Origin of the sequence: Kitasatospora sp. NBC_01266 (assembly GCF_036242395.1) — a bacterium.
Taxonomy (GTDB): Bacteria; Actinomycetota; Actinomycetes; order Streptomycetales; family Streptomycetaceae; genus Kitasatospora.
On record NZ_CP108458.1, the window covers coordinates 4,176,595 to 4,198,956 of the forward strand.

The 22,362-nt window shown below is 73.5% G+C and carries 15 protein-coding genes, 3 tRNA genes and 1 pseudogene; 10 read left to right on the top strand and 9 right to left on the bottom strand.

The genetic code is table 11. The features are described 5' to 3' along the window. The first annotated feature begins 76 nt into the window (after positions 1-76). The 7 genes and pseudogenes from pelF (at position 77) to OG403_RS18150 (ending at position 7,753) form a co-directional block, all read left to right on the top strand. The gene (gene pelF, locus OG403_RS18120; protein WP_329565650.1) at positions 77-1,528 is read left to right on the top strand and encodes a GT4 family glycosyltransferase PelF; all 1,452 of its coding nucleotides are present in this window, start codon (positions 77-79) and stop codon (positions 1,526-1,528) included. Continuing rightward, entirely contained in the window at positions 1,525-3,033 is a 1,509-nt protein-coding gene (locus OG403_RS18125; protein ID WP_329565652.1) for a hypothetical protein, read from the top strand. Before pelF ends, OG403_RS18125 begins: the two co-directional genes overlap by 4 nt. A 143-nt stretch (positions 3,034-3,176) precedes the next feature. Then, positions 3,177-4,169: an SDR family NAD(P)-dependent oxidoreductase gene (locus OG403_RS18130; protein ID WP_329565654.1), complete on the top strand. Its 993-nt coding sequence runs from the start codon at positions 3,177-3,179 to the stop codon at positions 4,167-4,169. Between the two features lie 56 nt (positions 4,170-4,225). Next, a pseudogene (locus OG403_RS18135) lies at positions 4,226-4,930 on the top strand (nucleotidyltransferase family protein); the annotation flags it as partial. 119 nt (positions 4,931-5,049) lie between these two features. Further along, the gene (locus OG403_RS18140) at positions 5,050-5,979 is read left to right on the top strand and encodes an NAD-dependent epimerase/dehydratase family protein (RefSeq protein WP_329565656.1); all 930 of its coding nucleotides are present in this window, start codon (positions 5,050-5,052) and stop codon (positions 5,977-5,979) included. Beyond that, positions 5,976-6,752 carry a spherulation-specific family 4 protein gene (locus OG403_RS18145; RefSeq protein ID WP_329565658.1) on the top strand — a complete coding sequence of 259 codons (777 nt, stop codon included), beginning with the start codon at positions 5,976-5,978 and terminating at the stop codon, positions 6,750-6,752. Before OG403_RS18140 ends, OG403_RS18145 begins: the two co-directional genes overlap by 4 nt. Next, a complete protein-coding gene (locus tag OG403_RS18150) occupies positions 6,749-7,753 on the top strand; it encodes an endo alpha-1,4 polygalactosaminidase (protein WP_329565660.1) in 1,005 nt (334 codons plus the stop codon). Before OG403_RS18145 ends, OG403_RS18150 begins: the two co-directional genes overlap by 4 nt. Before the next feature lie 63 nt (positions 7,754-7,816). On the opposite strand, the gene OG403_RS18155 is transcribed toward OG403_RS18150, so the two are convergent. Further along, the gene (locus tag OG403_RS18155; RefSeq protein WP_329565662.1) at positions 7,817-8,011 is read right to left on the bottom strand and encodes a hypothetical protein; all 195 of its coding nucleotides are present in this window, start codon (positions 8,009-8,011) and stop codon (positions 7,817-7,819) included. Between the two features lie 147 nt (positions 8,012-8,158). Here OG403_RS18155 and OG403_RS18160 point away from each other — a divergent pair, with 147 nt between their 5' ends. Further along, the gene (locus OG403_RS18160; protein ID WP_329572351.1) at positions 8,159-9,118 is read left to right on the top strand and encodes an aldo/keto reductase; all 960 of its coding nucleotides are present in this window, start codon (positions 8,159-8,161) and stop codon (positions 9,116-9,118) included. A 74-nt stretch (positions 9,119-9,192) separates the two neighbouring features. Here the strand turns inward: OG403_RS18160 and OG403_RS18165 are convergent, their stop codons facing one another. From OG403_RS18165 to OG403_RS18190, 6 genes are all read right to left on the bottom strand, one after another. Next, on the bottom strand, positions 9,193-10,107 hold the full coding sequence (locus tag OG403_RS18165) for a C40 family peptidase (protein ID WP_329565665.1): 915 nt from the start codon (positions 10,105-10,107) through the stop codon (positions 9,193-9,195). Further along, complete coding sequence (locus OG403_RS18170; RefSeq protein WP_329565668.1) at positions 10,104-11,141, bottom strand: SPFH domain-containing protein; 1,038 nt, start codon at positions 11,139-11,141, stop codon at positions 10,104-10,106. The genes OG403_RS18165 and OG403_RS18170 overlap by 4 nt, the downstream gene beginning before the upstream one ends. Positions 11,142-11,396: 255 nt before the next feature. Beyond that, entirely contained in the window at positions 11,397-14,126 is a 2,730-nt protein-coding gene (locus OG403_RS18175) for an Ig-like domain-containing protein (protein ID WP_329565670.1), read from the bottom strand. 243 nt (positions 14,127-14,369) lie between these two features. Then, positions 14,370-14,445, bottom strand: a tRNA-Arg gene (locus tag OG403_RS18180). Between the two features lie 37 nt (positions 14,446-14,482). After that, positions 14,483-14,558, bottom strand: a tRNA-Arg gene (locus OG403_RS18185). A gap of 149 nt (positions 14,559-14,707) precedes the next feature. Further along, a tRNA-Ser gene (locus tag OG403_RS18190) sits at positions 14,708-14,798 on the bottom strand. A gap of 201 nt (positions 14,799-14,999) precedes the next feature. Between OG403_RS18190 and OG403_RS18195 the strand changes: the two genes are divergently transcribed. Continuing rightward, positions 15,000-18,311 (top strand): PAS domain-containing protein, encoded by a 3,312-nt coding sequence (locus tag OG403_RS18195; protein WP_329565672.1) that lies wholly within the window; start codon positions 15,000-15,002, stop codon positions 18,309-18,311. 66 nt (positions 18,312-18,377) lie between these two features. On the opposite strand, the gene OG403_RS18200 is transcribed toward OG403_RS18195, so the two are convergent. Both OG403_RS18200 and OG403_RS18205 read right to left on the bottom strand, forming a co-directional pair. Continuing rightward, complete coding sequence (locus tag OG403_RS18200; RefSeq protein ID WP_329565674.1) at positions 18,378-20,054, bottom strand: long-chain fatty acid--CoA ligase; 1,677 nt, start codon at positions 20,052-20,054, stop codon at positions 18,378-18,380. A 211-nt stretch (positions 20,055-20,265) separates the two neighbouring features. Beyond that, positions 20,266-21,243, bottom strand: a complete 978-nt coding sequence (locus OG403_RS18205; RefSeq protein ID WP_329565676.1) for a LysR family transcriptional regulator — start codon at positions 21,241-21,243, stop codon at positions 20,266-20,268. A 154-nt stretch (positions 21,244-21,397) separates the two neighbouring features. Here OG403_RS18205 and OG403_RS18210 point away from each other — a divergent pair, with 154 nt between their 5' ends. After that, positions 21,398-22,339: a zinc-binding dehydrogenase gene (locus tag OG403_RS18210; RefSeq protein WP_329565678.1), complete on the top strand. Its 942-nt coding sequence runs from the start codon at positions 21,398-21,400 to the stop codon at positions 22,337-22,339. Positions 22,340-22,362: the final 23 nt, after the last annotated feature.

The following is a 22,362-nucleotide window of genomic DNA, read 5'->3' on the forward strand; positions in this document are numbered from 1 at the left end:
CCCCGCGCGGCCCGGGTCGGCCGCGGCGCGCCCGACCGCCAGCGGGCGCAACCGATTTGGGGGGAAGGGAAGCAAGATGCGTGTCACCTTGCTCACCGAGGGGACGTACCCGCACGCGCACGGCGGCGTCAGTGTCTGGTGCGACCAACTCGTCCAGGGCATGTCCGACGTCGAGTTCGACATCATCGCGGTGACCGGTACCGGCAACGAGGAGCCCGCCTGGGAGCTGCCCCGCTGGGTGCGCAAGGTCACCGCCGCACCGCTGTGGGGACCCGCCGCCCCCGGCAAGCCGCCGCGCGGCCGTGAGCTGCGCCGCTTCCTGGACGCCTACGAGCGCTTCCTGCACGCCGTGCTGGACCCGGTCTACGCCTCGCACTTCGGCACCGAGCTGTACGGCTTCGCCGACTTCGCCCAGCGCGGCCTGCTCAGTCCGGCGCTGCGCAGCGAAGGGGCGCTGCGCACCCTGCAGGAGGTCTGGACCCGCCCGTACCTGCCCACCGCCGCCGCCGAGCCCACCCTGCACGACGCGCTGCACGCCACCGACCTGCTGGAGCACGCGCTGCGCCCGCTGGTCGTCGAGGCGCCCAGCGACGGGGTCACGCACGCGGTCAGCGGGGGCCTGGCCGCGCTGCCGGGGCTGATAGCGGCCCAGCAGCACAACGTGCCGTTCCTGCTCACCGAGCACGGCATCTACCTGAGGGAACGTTACCTCGGCTACCGGACCGGGCCGTACCGCTGGCCGGTCAAGGCGCTGCTGCTCGGCTTCTACCGGATGCTCGCCGAGGAGAGCTACGCGCGTGCGGCGCTGGTCACCCCGGGCAACCGGTACAACCGGCGCTGGGAGGAGCGCGGCGGCACGCCGTCGGCCAACATCCGCACCGTCTACAACGGGGTGGACCCCGACCTCTTCCCGGCCGCCGGGCCCGAGCCCGAGCTGCCCACCATGAGCTGGGCGGGCCGGGTCGACCCGATCAAGGACCTGGAGACGCTGATCAGGGCCTTCGCGATCGTCAAGGCCGAGCTGCCCCAGGCCCGGCTGCGGCTGTTCGGGGGCACCGCGCGCGGCGCCGAGGGCTACCGGGACGGCTGCGTGGCCCTCGCCGCCGAACTGGGACTGGCCGACTCGGTGGCCTTCGAGGGCCGGGTCGAGGACATCAAGGACGCGTACGCGGCCGGCAGCATCGTGATGCTCAGCAGCATCAGCGAGGGCTTCCCGTTCACCCTGATCGAGGCGATGAGTTCGGGACGGGCCACCGTCTCCACCGACGTCGGCGGGGTGCGCGAGGCAGTGGGGGACACCGGTCTGGTGGTGCCGCCGCGCGAGCCCGAGCCGATGGCGCGCGCCGCCCTGGAGCTGCTGCGCGATCCCGAACGGCGGGCGGTGATGGGCGCGGGCGCCCGGCTGCGGGTGGTCGAGCAGTTCACGCTGCGTCAGACGATCGACGCCTTCCGCGGCATCTACGCCGAACTGCTCGGCGGGCGGCCGGAAGAGACCAGGTTGCGGACCGCTGCCGAGGGGGCCGCGTGAGCGGGCCGCTGCGGCTGGTACCGGACGAGGGCACCCCGGGCTGGGCCGAGGAGACGATGCGGCTGCGCACCCTGCCGCGCCGCCGCCAGCGACCGGCCGGGGCCGACGCCCACCCCGATCTCTCCCCCGACCCGCTGGACGAACTCGCCGAGCGGCTGGCCGAGTTGTGCGCGGACGCGGTGCACCCCTACGAGATCGCGGCGTTCCTGGAGTCGGACGGCCTGACCGACGAGCAGGCCGCCCTGGTCTACGGCCGCACGGACGCCTTCACGTTGGCGGAGGACCTGTTCGCCAAGGTCGCCCGCCGCTACCCAGGCCCCGCCCCGGCCGACTCCGACCCGTGGCGGGCCGACCCGTGGCGGTGCGTGCTGCGCGGCCTGGTCTTCGCGCTGCCGGGGCTCGCCTACCTGCTCGGGGCCGATCTGTTCAGCGCCCACCGGCACCGCTTCGGGCTGCCCTCGGGGATGGCCGCGCTGGCTGCGGCCACCCTGCTCAGCTGGGCCTTCAACCAGGCGCTCGCCCACCGCGCGTACGGCTGGCTGAGCCTGACCGACCGCCGCTCGGCGGCCCGCACGCTGGCCCTCGGCGCACCGCTCGGCGCGCTGCTGGCCGCGAGCACCGGCTGGATCCTGGGTGGTCCGCTGGCCGCGCTGCTCTTCATCATCGGGCAGTCGGTCTATCTGGGCGCGGCCACCGCGCTGCTGGTGCTCGGCCAGGAGAAGCTGCTGCTCGCGGCGCTGGGACCGGCCTCCCTCGGTGCCGTCCTGGTGCTCCTGGTGCGGCTGCCCGGCCGGGCCAAGGCGGCGATCCTGCTGGCCACCCTGGCCGCCGCGGTGGGCCTGGCGGCCTGGCAGCTGACCCGCTGCCTGACCGGTGCCGGCAGCGCCCGCGCGAGCGGGCCGCGCTGGTCCCCGACCATCGCCTCGGGGCTGTTCGGCCTGGCCGTCGGCACCCTGACCATGATCGCCGGGCTCGGCCCGAGCCTGCACCACGCGGTGCGCCCCGCCGCGCCCGCCTCGGCCGGCGCGGGCACCACCGGGCCCGCCCTGGTCGCGCTCACGCTGAGTCTGGGCCTGGCCGAGTGGCTGCTCTACCGCTACCGGAGCCTGGCCACCAGGGCATTGCGGACCAGCACCAGCCCGGCCGACTTCCGCCGCCGCACCGCCCTGGCACTGGCCGGCTGCCTGCTCGGCTACCTGTTCGCGGTGACCGCGGTCGACTACACGGCCACCGCCCTGTGGGCAGCCGCCCCTCTGATCGGTCCGATCCAGCTGACCGCCCTGCTGCTGCTCGCCGCCACCCTGTGGACGGCGCTGCTGCTGCAGGCCCTGTCGATCGCCTGGCGCACCGCCGGCCTCTGCCTCGCGGCGGCCGGGTTCGAGATCACCGCCGTACTGACCGGCGGCGACCCGATCAGCATCCAGCTGTACGGCTGTGGAGCAGCCGCCGCACTGCTGGTGCCGCTGGCCGTGGTCGTCCTCGGTCGCACCACCCGGCACCGCTGACACACCGACCGCACGACCACCGGAATCGCTGAACGCGCGCTGAACAAGTGCTGGGAAATCCCCGTACCGGCCCAGCATCGCACCACCGGACAACGACACTGATTTCCTGTCACACCACCACACAGAGAAGGCAGTTCACCGACATGAGCACTGTCGCAGTCACCGGGGCCGAAGGCTTTATCGGCTCCCACCTGACCGAGCATCTGGTCGCCCGCGGGCACCGGGTGCGGGCCATGGTCCAGTACAACTCCTTCTCCTCCTTCGGCTGGCTGGAGACGCTGGACGCGCACACGCTCGACTCGGTGGAGATCGTGCTCGGCGACGTGCGCGATCCCGGTTCGGTGAACGGCCTGGTCAAGGGCGCCGAGGCGGTCTACCACCTGGCCGCGCTGATCGCCATCCCGTACTCCTACCAGGCCCCGCACTCGTACATCGACACCAACGTCAACGGCACCCTCAACGTGCTGGAGGCCGTGCGCCACCAGGACATCCCGCGCCTGGTGCACACCTCCACCAGCGAGACCTACGGCACCGCGCAGACCGTCCCGATCACCGAGGACCACCCGATCAACACCCAGTCCCCGTACTCGGCCTCCAAGGCGGGCGGGGACCGGCTGGCGGACGCCTACCACGCCAGCTTCGACACCCAGGTGGTCACCCTGCGGCCGTTCAACACCTACGGCCCGCGCCAGTCGATGCGGGCGGTGATCCCGACCGTGATCGCCCAGATCGCCGCCGGGGCCCGCGAGATCACCCTGGGCGACCTGCGGCCCACCCGGGACTTCATGTTCGTCAAGGACACCGCCGCGGCCTTCCACACGGTCGGCACCGCGCCGGCCGAGACCGTGGTCGGCCGCACCTTCAACGCCGGCACCGGCGGCGAGATCTCGGTCGGCGACCTGGTCACCCTGGTCGGCAAGCTGATGGAGGTCGAGCTGACGGTCCGGGAGGACACCCAGCGGCTGCGCCCGAGCGGCTCCGAGGTGATGCGCCTGGTCTGCGACGCCGGCCGGCTGCGCGCGGCCACCGACTGGGCGCCCGCGCACTCGCTGGAGGCCGGCCTGGAGAAGACCATCGCCTTCTTCCGCGACCCGGCCAACCTGGCACGCTACAAGACCGACCTGTACAACGTCTGAAGCCCGTCCGATCAACTTCGTCTGAGCACGTCCACCTCATCGTGGGGGAGACCACCATGCACGCAGTGATTCTGGCCGGGGGCAAGGGCGTTCGGCTTCGGCCCTACACCACCGCCCTGCCCAAGCCGCTGGTTCCGATCGGCGACCAGCACGCCATCCTGGAGATCGTGATGCGTCAGCTGGCCGCGGCCGGCTTCAAGACCGTCACGCTCGCCATCGGACACCTGGGCCACATCATCCGCGCCTACGTCGGCAACGGTTCGCAGTGGGGGCTGCGGGTCGGCTACGCCGTCGAGGACACGCCGCTGGGCACCATGGGCCCGCTGCTGACCATGCTCGACCGGCTGCCCGAGAACTTCCTGGTGATGAACGGCGACATCCTCACCGACCTGGACTTCGCCGGGGTGCTGAAGCACCACGAGGCCGCCGGGGCGCCGCTGACCATCGCGACCTACGCCCGCGAGGTCAAGATCGACTTCGGGGTGCTGACCACCGAATCGGGCAGCATCACCGCCTTCCGCGAGAAGCCGAGCATGGACTACCGCGTCTCGATGGGCGTCTACGGCGTCTCGCGGGCCGCACTGGCCAGCTACACCCCCGGACTGCCGCTCGGCTTCGATGAGTTGGTACTGGACCTGCTGGCGGCCCAGACCCCGCCCGCCGCCTACGAGTTCAACGGCTACTGGTTGGACATCGGCCGCCCCGACGACTACGACCGGGCCAACGCCGAGTTCGCCGCCCGCCGTTCGATGCTGCTGCGGGACGACCGCACCGACCGCGCGCTGAACGAGCTCAACCGGGTCGGCGGCCAGGGCGAGGAGGCCGTCGAACTGGAGCTGGAGGCACCCGCCGTGGTCGGTGCGGCGGACGGGCGGGCCGCGTGAGGATTCTGCTGCTCGGCGCGGACGGCTTCCTCGGCCGCCATGTCGCCACCGCCCTGCGGGAGTTGCCGGGCGCCGAACTGGCGACCGCGGGCCGGCGTCCGTCCCACGACCTGCGAGTGGACCTGACTAACTGTCAGGTCGAGGAGCTGGCGGCCGCGCTGGCCGACCTGGCGCCGGAGCTGGTGGTCAACTGCGCCGGCGCGGTGGCGGGCAGCGCCCGGCATCAGAGCGAGGTCAACGCACGGGGCCCGGCGGTGCTCGTCGAGGCACTCGAACTCGCCTGCCCCAAAGCACGGTTGATCCATCTCGGATCGGCCGGCGAGTACGGCCCGGCCGATCCCGGCAGCTCGCTGAGCGAGCGGGACCTGCCGCGCCCCACCGGGATCTACGGGGCGACCAAGCTGGCCGGGACCCTGGCGGTGGCCGAGTCCGCGCTGGACGCGGTCTCGCTGCGGGTCTTCAACCCGGTCGGGCCGGGCGCCTCGGCCGCCTCGCTGCCGGGGCGGCTGGCCGCCGAACTCGCCGCCCACCCCGGCGGGGTGGTGACGGTCGGCGACCTGTCCGCCTACCGCGACTTCGTGGACGCCCGCGACGTCGCCTCGGCGGTGGTCGCCGCCGCACTGGCCACCGCACCGCTGCCGCGGATCCTCAACGTCGCCGGGGGCCGGGCGCAGCCCGTTCGGGCGATCGCCGAGGGCCTGGCGGCGGCGGCCGGCTTCACCGGCCGGATCGAGGAGACCGGGGCCGGCTCGGACCGCTCGGCCAGCGTCTCCTGGCACCAGGGGGACATCTCGGCGGCCGAGCGAGCCCTCGGCTGGCGGCCCCGGATCCCGCTGGAGCACAGCCTGCAGGACCTGTGGGCCGACGTGACCAGCAGGCCGAGCAGCACGTCGAGTGCCGACCCGCTGGCGGCCGGCACTCGATGACCAGCGCCTCCCACGCCCGCCTGCTGGTGCCGCTGTACGTCCACCCCGCGGTGGACCCAGCGGCCTGGCAGGCGGTCGCGACCGCCGGTCCCGAGCGGGTACGGGCGGTCGTCCTCAACATCGCCGACGGCCCGGGCAGCGGGCCGGACCCGGCCTTCGAGCAGGCCGCCGCCCGGCTGACCGAGGCCGGTATCCCGCTACTGGGCTACGTGGACACCGACTACGGCCGGCGCCCGCACGCCACCGTGGTCGCCGAGGTGCTGAGCCATCGTCAGTGGTACGGCACCACGGGGGTCTACTTCGACCAGGCCGCGGCTCACCCGGCCGCCCTCGCGCACTACCGCAGGCTGACCACCGCGGCCCGCGCGGCCGGCTGCGGGCTGGTCGTGCTCGGTCACGGCCAGCACCCAGAACCGGCTTTCGCCGAGCCGGAGTTGGGGGACCTGCTGGTCACCTTCGAGGGCAGCTGGACCGAGTACGATGCCCTGGCACTGCCACTCTGGACGGCCCATCATCCGGCCGAGCGGTTCTGCCACCTGGTCTACCAGGTGGCGCCCGAGCGGGCCGAGGCGGTGGGCGCGCTGATCGCCTCCCGCCGGGCCGGCTTCGGGTGTGCGGTACCCGGGGGCGGCGACAACCCCTGGGCCACCCTGCCGTACGGACTCAGCACACCTGCCGCACCACCTGACGCGCCATCCGCCCCGCCGCCCGCCGCCACGGGACAACCCGCCACTCCACCACCGGAATCCACGCATCTGGAGTGTCTGAAGTGACCCGTCGCACCGCTGCCCTGCTGGCGGCCCTGACCTTGACCGCCGCCGTGCTGTTGAGCGCCTGCTCCAGTGACGGGGGCGGCGACGACTCGGACTCGCCCACCCCGGCACCGGCCACCAGAGCGACGAACCCGCCTACCGGGCAGCCGAGTTCCGCACCGAGCCAGTCCCCGACCCCGTCGCCGAGCGGTTCACCGAGCCCGTCGAAGTCCGCCGCGCCGTCCGGCCCGCCGTCCTCCGCCGCCAGCGCGTCCACGCCGGCATCCGGATCCACCTCCGCCTCGCCCGGTGCCGCGACCCAGAGCTACTGGCACCCCACTCCGGGCACCCCCTGGCAGTGGCAACTCAGCGGCACCGTCGACCAGTCCGTCAACGTCCCGGTCTACGACATCGACGGCTTCGAGAACGACGCCTCGGTGGTCGCCGCGCTGCACGCCCAGGGCCGCAAGGTGATCTGCTACATCAACGTCGGCGGCTGGGAGAACTTCCGCCCCGACGCCTCGTCCTTCCCGAGCTCGCTGCTCGGCGCCGGCGACGGCTGGAAGGGCGAACGGTGGCTCGACATCCGGCAGCTCAGCGTGCTGGAGCCGCTGCTGGCCAAGCGCTTCGACATGTGCAAGGAGAAGGGCTTCGACGCGGTCGAGCCGGACCTGCTGGAGGCCTACGAGAACAACTCCGGCTTCCCGATCACCGCCGACGACCAGCTCGCCTTCAACAAGATGATCGCCCAGTTGGCCCACCAGCGCGGCCTCGGCGTCGCCTTGAAGAACGACGTGGACCAGGTCCCGCAGCTGGTGGACTACTTCGACTTCTCCATCGACGAGCAGTGCGCCGAGTACCAGGAGTGCGACGGGCTGACGCCCTTCATCCAGCAGGGCAAGGCTGTGCTGCACGTCGAGTACAACGTGCCGAACAGCCAGTACTGCGCGCAGTCCAAGCAGCTCCAGTTCAGCTCGATGGAGAAGCACCTGAACCTGGACGCCTGGCGCGAGCCGTGCTGAACCCGACCCGCGCCCCCGTCGGCCTGTCCTGGCCAGATGCCCGCTCGACCGCCTGACCAGGAGTTACTTGACGGCGAGCCAGATCACTCCGACGACCACGACGAGCGCGACGATCGCACCGATCGCGATCAGGCCGCTACGGCCGCCGCTGTTGCTGCGGTGCACGGAGACGTTGCTCGGGGCCTGGGCCGCCGGCGTCTCCACAAAGGCCCGGAACATCTGGGTGCTGCCGGCAGGGTCTTCATAGTTCTCAGCCATGGCATGGGACTCTAACCAATCCGGGCCCACCCACGACAGTCCGACCCCTCCCCGGGGTGAGCGTCTCCTCCCGGACTGACGGCGCGGGCCCGCCCGCCGGCCGCCCACCCCGGAATGGCCACCGCACCGCACCGGTTGTCCAACGACATGACCGACACCCAAGCCAGCACCGTCCCGCTCGGCCCCTCCCAGCTCTCCGTCTTCCCGTTCTCGCTCGGCGGCAACGTCTTCGGCTGGACCGCCGACGAGGCCCAGTCCTTCGCCGTGCTGGACGCCTACACGGCGGCCGGCGGCAACTTCGTCGACACCGCCGACATGTACTCGGCCTGGGCACCGGGCAACCAGGGCGGCGAGTCCGAGACCATACTCGGCAACTGGCTGCGCTCGCGCGGCAACCGCGACCGGATCGTGGTGGCCACCAAGATCGGCCGCCACCCGGTGGCCACCGGCCTGAGCGCCGCGAACATCCGCACCGCCACCGAGGCTTCGCTGCGCCGGCTCGGCATCGAGACGATCGACCTGCTCTACACCCACTTCGACGAGCCCGAGATCCCGGTCGCCGAGATCATCGGCGCGCTGGACGCCCTGGTGAAGGAGGGCAAGGTCCGCGAGATCGCCGCCTCCAACATCAGCGCCGAGCGGCTGACCGAGTCGCTCGACTTCTCCGACCGCGAGGGCCTGGCCAAGTACGTCGCCCTGCAGCCGCACTACAACCTGGTCTCCCGCGCCACCTACGAGGGCGACCTGGCCGAGGTGGTGGCCGCGCACGGGCTGGCCGCCGTCCCGTACTTCGCGCTCGCCTCCGGCTTCCTCACCGGCAAGTACCGGGTGGACGGCCCGAGCGTGGACAGCGCCCGCGCCGAGGGCGCGCACCGCTACCTGGAGGACCCGCGCGGCCCCCGGGTGCTCGCCGCCCTGGACACCGTGGCCGCCGCCCAGCAGGTCGAGCCCGCCACCGTGGCGCTCGCCTGGCTGGCCGCGCAGCCCACGGTCGCCGCCCCGATCGCCAGCGCCCGCACCGTCGAGCAGCTCGCCCCGCTGCTGGCCGCCACCACGCTGCGGCTCGCCCCCGAGGAGCTGGCGCTGCTGGACGCCGCCTCGGCCTGACGACGCCACACCTCGGGCCCTGTCCACAGCCTGTGGACAGGGCCCGAGGTGCGACCGGGCGACCGGGTCCCGTCCTACGGCCGGCCGAGGTGGGTCGGGAAGTAGCCGGCGTTGAGCGTCGAGATGCGCACGTCACGGCCAGGGCGCGGGGCCTCGATGTACCGGTTGTCGCCCAGGTAGATGGCCACGTGGTGGATGCCCGAGACGCGGTCGTTGTCCGACCAGAAGAGCAGGTCGCCGCGGCGCAGCTGATCGGCGCTGATCGGCGTGGTGGCCGTGTACTGGTCGTCGGCCACCCGGGGCAGGTCGATCCCGGCCCGGCGGTACGCCTGCTGGACCAGGCCCGAGCAGTCGTAACCACTGGGACCGTTGCCGCCCCAGACGTAGGGCTTGCCGAGTTGGGCGAGCGCGAAGGCGATGGCGCTCTCCGTGCCGGTGGCGGCGAGGGCCGCGGGGGTGGCGGGCATGGCGGCGCTGGAGGCCGCGCCGGTGCGGCTGAGGTAGACGTCGTAGTGGGTGGTGTAGCGCCACTCGCCGGCCGCGTTCTGGAACCAGTACCGCGAACCGTCCCAACCCTGCCGCATCCCGTCGCCGCCGGTGGCGGTGGTGGCGGTGGTAGCGCTGGCGGCGCTCTGGTTCGTCCGGCTCAGATAGACGTCGTAGTGGATCGTGTAGCGCCACTCACCCGCGTCGTTCTTGAACCAGTACCGCGAACCGTCCCAACCCGGTCCGCTGGGGGCCGACTCGGCGACGGCCGTCCCGGCACCGAGGCCGAGGCCGAGCACGCCGGCCCCCGCGAGGACGGTGGTGACCAGGCAGGCCCCGCGGACCGTGCGGTTGACCTGAGGTATTCGCCCGCGCCGCGCACCGAGCCAGGCCCGTGAGCCGGCCCGCGCGACACAGTGTGGGCACTTGCACGCCTGCGGCACCGGCTGGTCGCCGAGCCACTCCTCGAATCCGATCAGGGCGGGGTCGGTGGCTATCTTCACGCTCGGTTCCCTTCCTTCTTCTTGGCGGCGTGCCCGGCGGAGTGCCCGGCAGCGGGCGCCGGGACGGTGCCCGGCAGCGCGCTCGGCACCCCGGCGGGTGCGACGAAGGCGACCAGCAGTTGCTCCATCAGAGCGCTGCGGGCGGCCTGGTCCAACTCCTGGGTGGTGGCCCGCTCCAGTCGGCGCACCGCGAGCGCGGCAGCCTCCACCGCGTCGTCCACCAGTACGGTGCGCAGCCCCGCGTCCAGATCGGCCAGCCGCCGGCGGCGCATCGACTCGGCCACCTCGGGCGCGTACTCCAGCGCCAGCGGCTGCACCGAGAACACCTCCAGACCGGCCGGAGCCGCCTCGGCCGCCAGCGCCCGGGTCAGCTCGTCGGCGAACCACTGCCCGTCGCGCAGCGCGGGGCCGGGCGCCGCGTTGCTGTCACACGGCAGGATGCTCGCGGTGCGGGTCAGCACCGCGTGGATCTGCTCGCGCAGGTAGTCCTCGTGGTCGCGCACCGCGAAGACCGCGCGGGCGGTGTCCTTGATCCGCCAGACCACCAGCAGCCGGACCACGATCGGCGTCCCGGTCCGGTCGGTGGCCTGCACCGGTTCGCTGCGCCAGTGCCGGAGCCGGACATCCACCCGGCGACGGCGCACCAGCGGGTTCACCCAGAGCAGCCCCGCCCGCCGCACCGTCCCCCGGTACCGGCCCCAACGGCTGAGCACCCGCATCTCGCCACCCGCGTTGGCCAGCAGCCCCGCCAGCACGACCAGACAGACCATCCCGCCCACGGTCGCCGCCGCCAGCGCCCACCCGGTCACCACCGGCCCGCCCACCGACCGGGCGGCCTCGCCGCGCAGGTCGGGCAGCGGGTCGGCGAGCCGCGGGACCAGCCCCGTCCGGGCCAGCACCAGGCCGACAGACGCCATCGAGAGCAGCAGCGCGAGCAGGGCGATCCACCCGGGGAGCGCGAACGCCGGCCGCTCGCGCAGCTCCGGGTCCACCTTCGGGGGCCGTCGGGCGGCGATCTCGGCACGGGTGTCCACAAGCTGTGGACGACTGGCGGGGGCCGGGAGCGGAACGGAATCGGCACCAGGATCCGGCTCGGCCGGCCTCTTCGGGAGCGGGGTCGCCCCGGCGAGGGTGCGGCGTACGAGATCGCGGGGGAAATCGCGGGGGACGTCCATGCGGGATCCTCAAAGTCGATGTGTTACGCGCAGTCAGGTTAAGTACATAAGCCAGCAAATGCGACATTTGGCTGATGGTGTGTCGATCTCTGCTGATGGGGTGTCGGACCCGGCTCAGCGGCGTCGCGCGCCTGGGCCACGGGCGAAGATCCGACTGATGATCAAGGTCACCCCCGCGAGGATCAGCAGCGCTCCGCAACCCGCCGCCTGCCAGCCCCCGAGGTTGCCCCGCCGCAGGACGGAGCTGTCCGCAGCCGGTGGCGGCGCGAGCAGCAGGACGGACGGGGAAGCGGACGTCGACAGGTCGACCAGCTGGGCCGAGGAGGACGGGAGGGGAGAGGACGGGGACAGCTTGGGCACCGGTGCGAGCGCCTGCACAGCGCCGGGCGGGCTGCTGCTCGGGATCGGGTCGGCGGCGGTGCTCGCGACCGCACCCGGGCTGAGGCTCATGCTCGGACCGGCACTGCCGCTCGGGCGAGCGCTGACACTCGCGGTCACACTCGGGCTCGCCTTTGCGCTCTGAGTCGGACCCGCGCCGGCACTGACGCCTGCGCTCGGGCTACTACTCGCGCCGACACCAGCACTCGGACCGACGGTCGGCTTGGTGCTCGCACTGACACTTGGGCTCGGACTCGCACTCAGGCTTGTACTTGCACTGGCGCTTGGGCTTGCACTGACGCTTGGACTTGGGCTTGCGCTCGGGCTTGTACTTGCGCTGGCGCTCGGGCTCACACTCACGCTCGGGCTCGGGCTTGTACTGACGCTCGCACTCGCACTCGCACTCGCCGTCGGCGACACCGGCACCGCCGGCACCACGCGCACCCGTACCGCGTCGCCCGCCGTGGCGTTGCCGGCCCGGTCCGTCGCCGTCGGGGTCAGCAACTGCTCCCCCACCGCCAGGTCCCGCATCGCGTTGCACGTCCAGCTGCCGTCCACCGCGGCGACCGCCGCGCAGAGCGCCCCGTCCCCGCCCGCCACCACCGTCACCGTGGTGCCCGGCTCGCCCTTGCCCGCCAGGCGCGGGCGCAGCACGTGCAGTTCCTCACCCGGTCCTGGCACGGTGAGCACCGGCTTCGCGGGCGGCACGGTGTCCACCACCAACCTGGTCGGGCGCCCGACCGCGTGGTTGCCGGCCTCGTCGACGGCCGTCGCGGTCAGCCGGTGCGACCCCTCGGCCAGTTCCTCGACCGGCAGGCAGACCCAGGACCGATCCGCCTTCACCGCCGTCCGGCACAACTCCTCGCCGTCGCCGCTGCCGTCCCCGTCCGTCACGTAGACCGTGCTGCCCGGCCCGCCGGTACCGGTCATCAGCAGCCCGGGGTCGTTGGTGTACTCGGGCAGGGTGAGGACCGGTGCCGCCGGCGGGGTCGTACTGATCGTGATCCGCACCGGTTCCCCGGTCTGCACCACGCCCCCGCTGGTCGTCTCGGCCGGGCGCACCGTGTGCGCTCCCTGCGCGAGCGCCGCGTCGGCCCGGCAGCTCCAGCCGCCGTCCCGTGCCACCACCGCCTGACAGAGGGTCACCGTCCCCTCCTGGACGTCCACCGTCGCACCCGGCACCCCGCTGCCGCCGGCGAACTCCGGCCGGGAGTCGCCGACCTCGGTGCCCGGCACCGGGCTGGTGAGCTCGGGCTCGGCCACGCCGACCGCCAGCCGGATCGCCTGGTCCTCCACCTCGCCGGCGTCCGCGAAGCCGTCGGCGCCGACCACCTGGGCGGAGTCGCGGGCGATCCGCAGCCGGGCCCAGGTGTCCCCGGCGGTGACGTCCGGCGGCACGATCCACTCCAGTGTCGCGCTGCTCGCCCCGGGCGGGACGTCGGCCTGGGCCCGTTCGGTGGCGCCGAAGTGGCCGTCGCGGTCGAAGTCGATCCAGCCGGCCAGCGTCGCGCCGTTCCGGCCCGGATCGACCGGCACCGTGACGTCGTAATAGCCGCCGATCGGGGCGTTCGCCGGAAAGACCACGCTCGGGTCGTTGGCGAGGTGCTCGACCCGGCCCGGCTGGAGTTCCGGCGGCGCCGGCTGGGGCCCGCCGCCGCGGTGGCTGAGGCCGGCGGTCGGCACGGCGCTGATCGCGTCGCTGCCGAGGAAGAGGTCGGAGATCACGTGCGAGGCGTTCCCGTACCCGGGTGGCGCGCTGCCCAGCGTCTCGTCCAGCGTGACGGTGAACGCCTGGCTCAGTGCCGGGGGCGCGGTGGTGGTGCCGGGTGCCGCGGTGTCCCGCCGCTCGACCCGGAAGGTCGCGGTGTCGAAGGTACCGTCGAGTTCGAGGCTGCCCGCCGGGTCCACCGCCGCGCCACCCGAGCCGTCGGCGGTGCTCGGCGCGAGCGCGCCGCCGACCGCCGTCCAGCCCTGCCACGGTGAACGGGTGGTGAGCGCGGGAGCTGCGGGGCTGCCGCCGGTGACGCTCAGTCGGACGGCCGAGCTGACCCGGCCGCCGGGCCCGTCCGCCACCCCGGCCAGCCCGCTGACGTGCAGCCGGGGATTGCGCACCGGCCGGGAGAAGCTGAGCCGCAGGGTGCCCAGGGTGCGCCAGCTGCCGTCCACCTGCGGGCGGTCCTCGCTCAGCCGCAGCGTCTCGGCGGGTGCCCCAGGGCGGATCCCGTCGACGTAGCCGGCCGCCCCGGCGCCGTCCAGCGTGCCGGGCGCGGGCCGGGCGGTGATCCCGGGTACGGCGGCGAAGTCGAGGTCGACGGTCAACCCGGAGCGCAGCACCGCCCGCCGGTCCTGCGACCACGCGTCCGGCGACTGCTGCGCCTGAGAGATGGACGGGAGCCAGCCGACCGCCAGCCCGACGGCCAGCGCTGCCGCGACCAGGACCGTACGACGGGTGCTTCGCGCGGGCATAAGACCCTCCTGTGCACACGATGTGACAAGAAGGAATCACGATCTAACAGCACGCCACGGAAGCCACCCGAGCGAACAGCACGAGAACCACCCAGACGGACGCGGCTGCTACGGAGTGTCCGGCTGGACGCCGTACCGCACGGCGAAGAGCTTCACTCGGCATGCCGCTCGGCACCCTGCCGGCCAGGCTGAACGGGGCCCACAAACGCCGAAGGCCCCTCGGTTGAGGGGCCTTCGATCAGGTGGTGCGCTCAGCAGGATTCGAACCTGCAACCTCTTGATCCGTAGTCAAGTGCTCTATCCGTTGAGCTATGAGCGCTCGGACGGCCCCGGGAAGGGAACCGCGAGCGGAGGTTTGGTGCGCTCAGCAGGATTCGAACCTGCAACCTCTTGATCCGTAGTCAAGTGCTCTATCCGTTGAGCTATGAGCGCTCGCCCCGGCGACCTGGCCTCCGGGGCGTTGCGGGGACAACATTACATGACCGTCGACCTGGGGTGAAATCGATAAGTTCCGGGCAGGTCGACCGGCACCGGCTACGGCAAGAGCCCCGCCGACCGAGGTCGACGGGGCTCTCATCAGGCGGAGGCTGAGGGATTTGAACCCTCGATGGGCTTTAAGACCCAAACCGCATTAGCAGTGCGGCGCCATAGACCGGACTAGGCGAAGCCTCCATCCACTTGGCCCATCACCGTCTCCGGTGCGGACCGCGTGCATGAGATGATGCCACAGCTCGGGGCTCCGACACCAACCACCGCTTACGTTACTAGGCGGGTCGTCCTCTCGGCAAAAACAATGGGATACTCCAACCCCCGGAGGCAGCCCGGTCCGCGAGCGCGAACCGCAAGTCGTAAGTCGTGAGGAGACCTGTCGACGTGAGCAGCAGGCCGATCCGAGGCGCTGCTCGCCTCGCCGCGATACTCGACGCACTGCCCGACGCGCTGCTGCTGGTGAACAGCAACGGCACGGTGGTGGACGCCAACCAGGCCGCCGTACGCAGCATGCAGACCCCCGGCACCTCGCTGGTCGGGATGGGCGTGCTCGACCTGCTCCCCGACTTCGACCCGAGCCGGATCCCCGGCTCGATGCGGCCGGCCCCGCGCGACCGGGACGAGGCCGACAAGCCGGTCCGGATGACCGCGCGACGGACCGACGGCAGCACCTTCCCCGTCGAGGTCTCCGGCAACGACTTCGCCGACGAGAGCAGCAGCGGCTACACGCTCTCCCCGCGCGCTTCCTACGACCCCTACCGGGACGGCGGCCCGCGCGGCTCGAACGCTGGCGACCTGCTGCTGCTCCTGGTCCGCGACCTCTCCAGCCGGCTCGGCGTGGAAGCGGAGCTGCGCCGCCAGCACAAGCAGACCGAGATGATCCTGCGGGCGGCGGCCGAGGGCGTGCTCGGCGTCGACCTGGAGGGCCGGGTCGTGCTGGTCAATCCGGCCGCGGCGCACATCCTGGACTTCCGGGCCAGCGAGCTGGGCGGGCGCGAACTGCACCCGCTGATCCAGCACTCCCGCGCGGACGGCACCCCGCTGGCCGCCGAGGAGTCCGCGCTGCTCGACACCCTCACCTCGGGCCGCAAGCACCGGGTGCGCGGGACGACGCTGTGGCGCAAGGACGGCCGAGCGGTCACCGTCGACCTGACGACGGCTCCGGTGCGCGACGGCGACCAGCTGGTCGGCGCGGTGATGACCTTCACCGACCGGACCAAGGAACTGGCTCTGACCGCCCGCGCCGAGCACCTGACGGCCGTCCTGGAGACCGAGGTCAGCAGCGCCCTGGAGGCGCTGCGGCAGCGGATCGACACGCTGGCCGGCGACCCGGCCGGGCAGCTGTGGCCGGAGGCCAACTGGACGCTGCGCGCGCTCGCCGACGACTGCCGGCGGTTCGGCCTGCTGATCGACGGCGTGCTGGCGCACCAGCAGCACGAAGAGGAGCCGACCGCCGGCGCGGGTACCGAGGCACGGGAGAGCGGCGACTCGCTCGACCGCGCGCAGACCTCGCTGGACAAGCTGGTCGCGCGAGCCGTGGAGTTCGCCGGGCAGCTGGTCGGACCGGGCCGGCTGCGTTTCTCGGTGCACGCCGCCTCCGTCGAGGTGACCGTCGACCACGAGAAGCTCGCCCAGGCACTCGCCCACCTGGTGGTCGACGTGAGCGGCGCCCAACTGACCGGCGGGCCCGGCAGCGGCGGCGGCCAGCCACCGATGGTGGTGCTGGCGGCGGCGCAGCGCGGCGACGTGGCCCGGATCGAGGTGCGCGGCCCCGGGCGGGGCGGCAGCCGGGTGCACGTGCCGATCGCGCGCGCACTGGTCGAGCGCCACGGCGGCGTGCTCCAGCCGCACGAACTGCCCAACCAGGCCGGCACCACCTACGTGGTGGAGCTGCCGCTCGACCCGGCGGCGGCCAAGGCCGCGGCCGCGCGGGCGGCGGCGAACGGCGGGCGGCTGGTGCCACGGGAGACCGACACCGCCGTGCTGCCCGATCTGCCGGGTCTGGCCGGCGGGCCGGACGTCCCGACCGAGGCCCCCGCACCGGCCGGCGAGACCGGCTCGGCCGACGGCGCCGCGGTAGCGACCGGCGGCGAGCGCGGGCCGCTCGCGCTGGGCCCGGGCCCGCGCGGTGCCGTGGCTGCCGCCGTACCGGAGTCACCGGAATCACCGGAGTCGCCGGAGTCGGCGGCCGGACGCGGTCCGATCGCGCTCGGCCCTGGCACCGGTGCCGAGCCGCAGCAGGTGCAGCCGACCCGGCGCCGCCGGGCGCTGCCCGCCCAGTCGACCGAGGCCGAGCCGCCGTCCGCCATGCTGGCCCTGCCCGGGGTGCCGGATGCCGGCACCCCGCTCTACCCGGGACTCGAGCACGCGCTGCCGCCCGTCCCGTCCGTCCCGAGCGAGCCGCCGACCGCCCAGCCGGCCCCGGCTCCGGAGCAGCAGCCCACCGGGCGGCGCCGCCGACTCGGCATCCCGGGCACGGCGCAGCCCGCGCCGGAGCAGGGACAGGCCGCGCTGGAGCCCGCCCGGCCCGGCCCGGACACGCCGTCCGCCAACCCCTCGGCCGCACTCGCGCTGGCCGAGCCGGTGCCGCCGATGCCCGTGACGCCGCCGACCGCGACCCCGAACGTGCCGCCGGTGCCGCAGCAGGTGCCGGTGGGCAGCGGGCTGGGCGAGCTGGCGCCGCCGCGCCCGTCCGGCTTCGCGAGTGCCTTCCCGGCCGCGTTCCCCGCGCCGCCCGCCGCCGTCCCGGTCCCCGCGCAGGCTTCGCCCGCCGAGCCGCGCACGCCGGCGCGACCGATCGCCGAGCTGGCCCCGGCGACGGCCGACGCGCCGTCACGCTCCGGCGACACCGAGAGCGGGCTGCCCCGGCTCTCCGGCGAGGACGACCCGGTCGCGACGAGCGCCGACGCCGCGCCGCGGGTGCCCGAGTACCCGGACTACCCGACGATGGTCAATCCGGCCGCCGACGGGCGCCCGCGCCGGCTGCTGGTCTGGCCGGAACCCGACCCGTCGACCAAGCAGGCGCTCCAGGACCGCGGCTACCGCCCGGTGATAGTCCGCTCCCGCGAGGAGGTGGACGCCCAGGTCGCCGCCTACCCCGCCGCGCTCTTCGTCGACCCGCTGACCGGCCCGATCACCCGCACCGCGCTGCAGTCGCTGCGCACCGCCGCGCTCAACAGCCGGGTTCCGGTACTGGTCACCGCCGGTCTCGGCCAGGCCACCAGGGATGCCGCGTACGGGGCCGACCCGGCCGTGCTGCTGCGCGCGCTGGCGCCGCGGGACAGCGAGAACCACGCCGCCCGGGTGCTGCTGGTGGAGAGCGACCCGGACATCGCGGCCGCGCTGACCAGCAGCCTGGAGCGGCGCGGCATGCACGTCGAGCACGCCGTCTCGGAGAACGACGCGGTCTCCAAGGCCAGCAGCGTGCAGCCCAACCTGGTGGTGATGGACCTGCTGCAGATCCGCCGCCGCCGGATGGGTCTGCTCGACTGGCTGCGCACCAACGACCGGCTGCACCGCACCCCGCTGGTCGTCTACACCTCGGTCGACCTCGACCCCGCCGAACTGCCGCGACTGCGCACCGGCGAGACCGTGCTCTTCCTGGCCGAGCGCTCGACCAGCGGTGACGTGCAGGCGCGGATCGTGGACCTGCTGGGGCGGATCGGCTCGCTGGGCGAGGTGACGACGGCCGGCTGACCACGGCCGAGCCGCCCTGACGACCTGGTGCCGGGCCCCACGCGGGGCCCGGCACCGGCGGCCGGGTCACTCCTTGCCGAGCACCGTGACGTCCAGCTCCCGCGCGGCGTAGGAGGCGCGGATCACCTTCTTGTCGAACTTGCCGACCGAGGTCTTCGGCACCGAGGACACCAGCACCCAGCGCTCGGGCAGCTGCCAGGAGGCGATCCGCCCGGCCAGGAAGGTCCGCAGGCCGCGCAGGTCGACGGTGGCACCGGCGCGCAGCACCACGGTGGCCAGCGGCCGCTCGCCCCACTTCTCGTCGGGGACGGCGACCACGGCGGCCTCGGCGACCTCCGGGTGGGCCATCAGGTGGTTCTCCAGCTCGACCGAGGAGATCCACTCACCGCCGGACTTGATCACGTCCTTCGCCCGGTCGGTGAGGGTGAGGAAGCCGTCGGCGCTGATGGTGCCCACGTCACCGGTGCGCAGCCAGCCGTCCTCGGTGAACTTGTCCGCGGGGCGCTCGGGTTCGCGGTCCGGGCCGCCGTAGTAGGCGCCGGCGATCCACGGGCCGCGCACCTCCAGCTCGCCGGCCGAGACGCCGTCGTGCGGCACCCGGTCGCCGCCGGGGCCGGTCAGCCGGGCCTGGACGGAGGCCGGGAAGACGCCCTGGGTGATCCGGTAGGCCCACTCCTCGTCCTCGAGCAGGCCGGCCGGGGGCAGGCCGAAGGTGCCCAGCGGGGAGGTCTCGGTCATGCCCCAGGCGTGCACCACCCGGATGCCGTGGCGCTCCTCGAAGCCGCGCATCAGCGCGGGCGGACAGGCCGAGCCACCGATCACCACCTGGCGCAACGATGAGGTGTCGTAAGGCTGCTGACGGTCAGTCGGCTGGTCGAGCTCGTCCAGCAGGCCATTCCAGATGGTCGGCACGGCGGCGCTGACGGTGGGTCGGATCCGCTCGATCATCTGGGCCAGCGGCTGCGGCTGCAGGAAGCGGTCGGGCATCAGCAGGTCGGCGCCGGACATGAAGGCGGCATGCGGAATCCCCCAGGCGCCGACGTGGAACATCGGGACCACGGGCAGCGCGATGTCCTGCGGGGTGAGGCCGAAGGTGGCGGCCGAGTTGACCTGCAGGCAGTGCAGGTAGACCGAACGGTGGCTGTAGACCACGCCCTTGGGGTCACCGGTGGTGCCGGAGGTGTAGCAGATCATCGCCGGGCGGCGCTCGTCCAGCTCCTCCTGCCACGGGTAGTCGGTGGGGCGGCCGGCCAGCAGCTCCTCGTAGTCGTGCACGGCGCCGGCGAAGCCGGCCAGCAGCGAGCGGTCGCCCGGACCGCTGACCACGATGTGCTTGAGGGTCGGCGAGAGCCGGGGCAGCACGCCGGCCAGCAGCGGGAGCACGCTGCCGTTGACGATGATCGCGTGGTCGGCCGCGTGGTCGATGATGAAGGCCAGCTGCGCGGCCGGCAGCCGCAGGTTCAGGGTGTGCAGCACCGAGCCCATGGCCGGCACCGCGAGGTAGGCCTCCAGGTGCTCGGCGTTGTTCCACATCAGCGTCCCGATCACGGTGTCGGGAGTGGCGTCCAGCTCGTCGCGCAGGGCGTAGGCGAGCTGCGCGGCGCGGGCGCCGACTTCGGCGAAGCTGCGCACCTGCGGGTCGTTCCCGGTCCAGGTGGTCACGGTGGAGCGCCCGTGGATGCTCGCGCCGTGGCCCAGGATGCGGGCGACGGTGAGCGGTACGTCCTGCATGGTGCTGAACACGCGGGTCCTCCTTGACCTGGCTGCCTGGCTGCGGCCACCGCGCCGGCTACCGACGGGTAGCGGGAGTGGCCCGCTGCCGATTCTGGCCCTCGGGCCGAGCGGATGTCAGTAGCTCAGGGGCGAATGAGACGATCAGCTCAAAAGCCGCCGCCGACGGCGGCACTGCGGGCCTCGGCGGGTGCCTGTCGAGCAGGGCGGCAGGGGTCGGGCGTCAGCGCGAGCCGGTCAGCTCCGCCCGCTCCGCCTCGGGCAGCCAGTCGCGCTCCGGGCCGTACTCCAGCCAGCGGTTGCGGCGCCCGACCTCGGCGAAGCCGCGCAGCAGGGTGGCGACGGCCGGGTGGGCGGCGCGCCGCGGCCAGCTGAGCGACCAGGCGTACAGCGGCGTGGGGCCGACCAGCGGCACCGCGCGCAGCCCCGCCGCGGCCGTCCCCTCCGGCAGCGGCACGTCGGCCGGGAGCAGGGCGAACCCGTCCGGGCTGTCGCGCAGTTGGGCCAGCAGGTGCTCGGCGCCGAGGTTGGGTTCCGGCAGCAGCGTGCCGTCCACCTCGAAGCGCTCGGCGAAGCGCTGCAGGAACTCCAGCCGCTCCAGTGCGGCCGGCAGCAGCAGCCGCCCGCCGCGCAGTTGGGCCGGACGCAGCGCGTCGGCGCCGGCCAGCGGGTGCTCCGGCCCGAGGATCACGTCCACCGGTTCGAGCCGGACCAGGCGGTGCGCGAGCGCCTCGTCACGCCGGTCCCCCAGCGCGTGGTAGCGGCCGAACCCGGCGTCCGCCTCCTCGCGCAGCAGCGCGCCGGCCACCGAGGGCAGGTCGCGGCCGTGTCCGATCTCGACGGCCAACGGCGTTGGTCCGTCCAGCCCTTGACGTACCGTCCGCAGCGGCGCGAACAGATGGCCCCAGACGTCCAGCCGCAGCGGTCGCACCGTCCCCCGCACGGCCGTCACCGCCGCCGCCCCGGCGGCCAGCAGCGCGCGGGCCGGCGCCAGGAAGCGCTCGCCCGCCGCCGTCAGCTCGACCCCGCGACCGCCCTGCCCGCCGCGCTCCAGCAGCCGTTCGCCCAGCGCCTCCTCCAGCCGCGCGATCCGCTTGGAAAGGGCCTGCTGAGTGATCGACAGGTCCTCGGCGGCGTGTCCGAAGTGGCGGTGCTCGGTGGTCGAGACGAAGGCACGCACCTGGGCGAGGTCGAGATCCATGCCCGCCATCTTGACCGACAACCACCGGTTGTCGAGGGGGCGGGAGGGTTGTTGGCCCGGACCCGGGCGGCGGCGGTTGGCTGTGTTCAGCGCAGCGGGGAGCTGCGGAAGAGTAGCGGATCAGTCGCGGATTGGTCGCGGAAGGAGCAGTCGGATGAAGGCGTTCGTACCCACCGGTACACCGCAGGAGCTCGGGCCCACGGTCCGCCTGGCCGAGGTCGAGGAGCCGGTGCAGCGGCCGGACCAGGCGCTGGTCAAGGTCGAGGCCTACTCGGTGAACCGCGGCGAGACCTTCGTGCTGGAGCGCCCGCCGGTCGGTTGGCGGCCCGGCAAGGACGTGGCCGGGCTGGTGGTCCAGGCCGCGCCGGACGGCTCCGGACCGGCGGTCGGGCACCGCGTGGTGGCCCACCCGCCGGCCCTCGGCTGGGCCGAGTACGTGGCGGTGCCGACCAGCGCGCTGGCCCCGATTCCCGAGCAGCTGACCGCCGTTGCGGCCGCCGCGCTCCCGCTGGCCGGTCTGACCGCACTGCGCCTGCTACGCACCGCCGCCCGGCATACCGGGCACCTGGCGGGCCGGCGGATCCTGCTCACCGGCGCCTCCGGCGGGGTCGGGCACTACGTGACCGAACTCGCCGCCGCTGCGGGGGCTCAACTGACCGCCGTCAGCGCCTCGGCGGAGCGCGGCGGGCGGCTGACCGAGCTGGGCGCGGCCGAGGTGGTGCATGAAGTCGCCGAGGCCGAGGGGCCGTTCGACCTGGTGCTGGAGTCCACCGGCGGCGCCAACCTACCGCTCGCGCTGGACCGGCTGGCGCCGCGCGGGCTGCTGCTCTGGTTCGGGCAGGCCAGTCGGCAGCCGGTCGCGCTGGACTTCTTCGCCATCCTGAACGGGCCGGTCAGCGCCACCATCAGGCAGTTCAGCTACGCCGACGTGGACGGGCCGGACGGAGCCGACCTGGCCACCCTGGTAGGACTGACCGCGGCGGGGCGGTTGCACCCGGAGATCGGCACGGTCCGCAGCTGGACGCGGACCGCCGAGGTGCTGGCCGAACTGCGCGAGCGCCGGATCCGGGGCAACGCCGTACTGACCGTCAACTGACAATCCTTGCAAGCACACTGGGA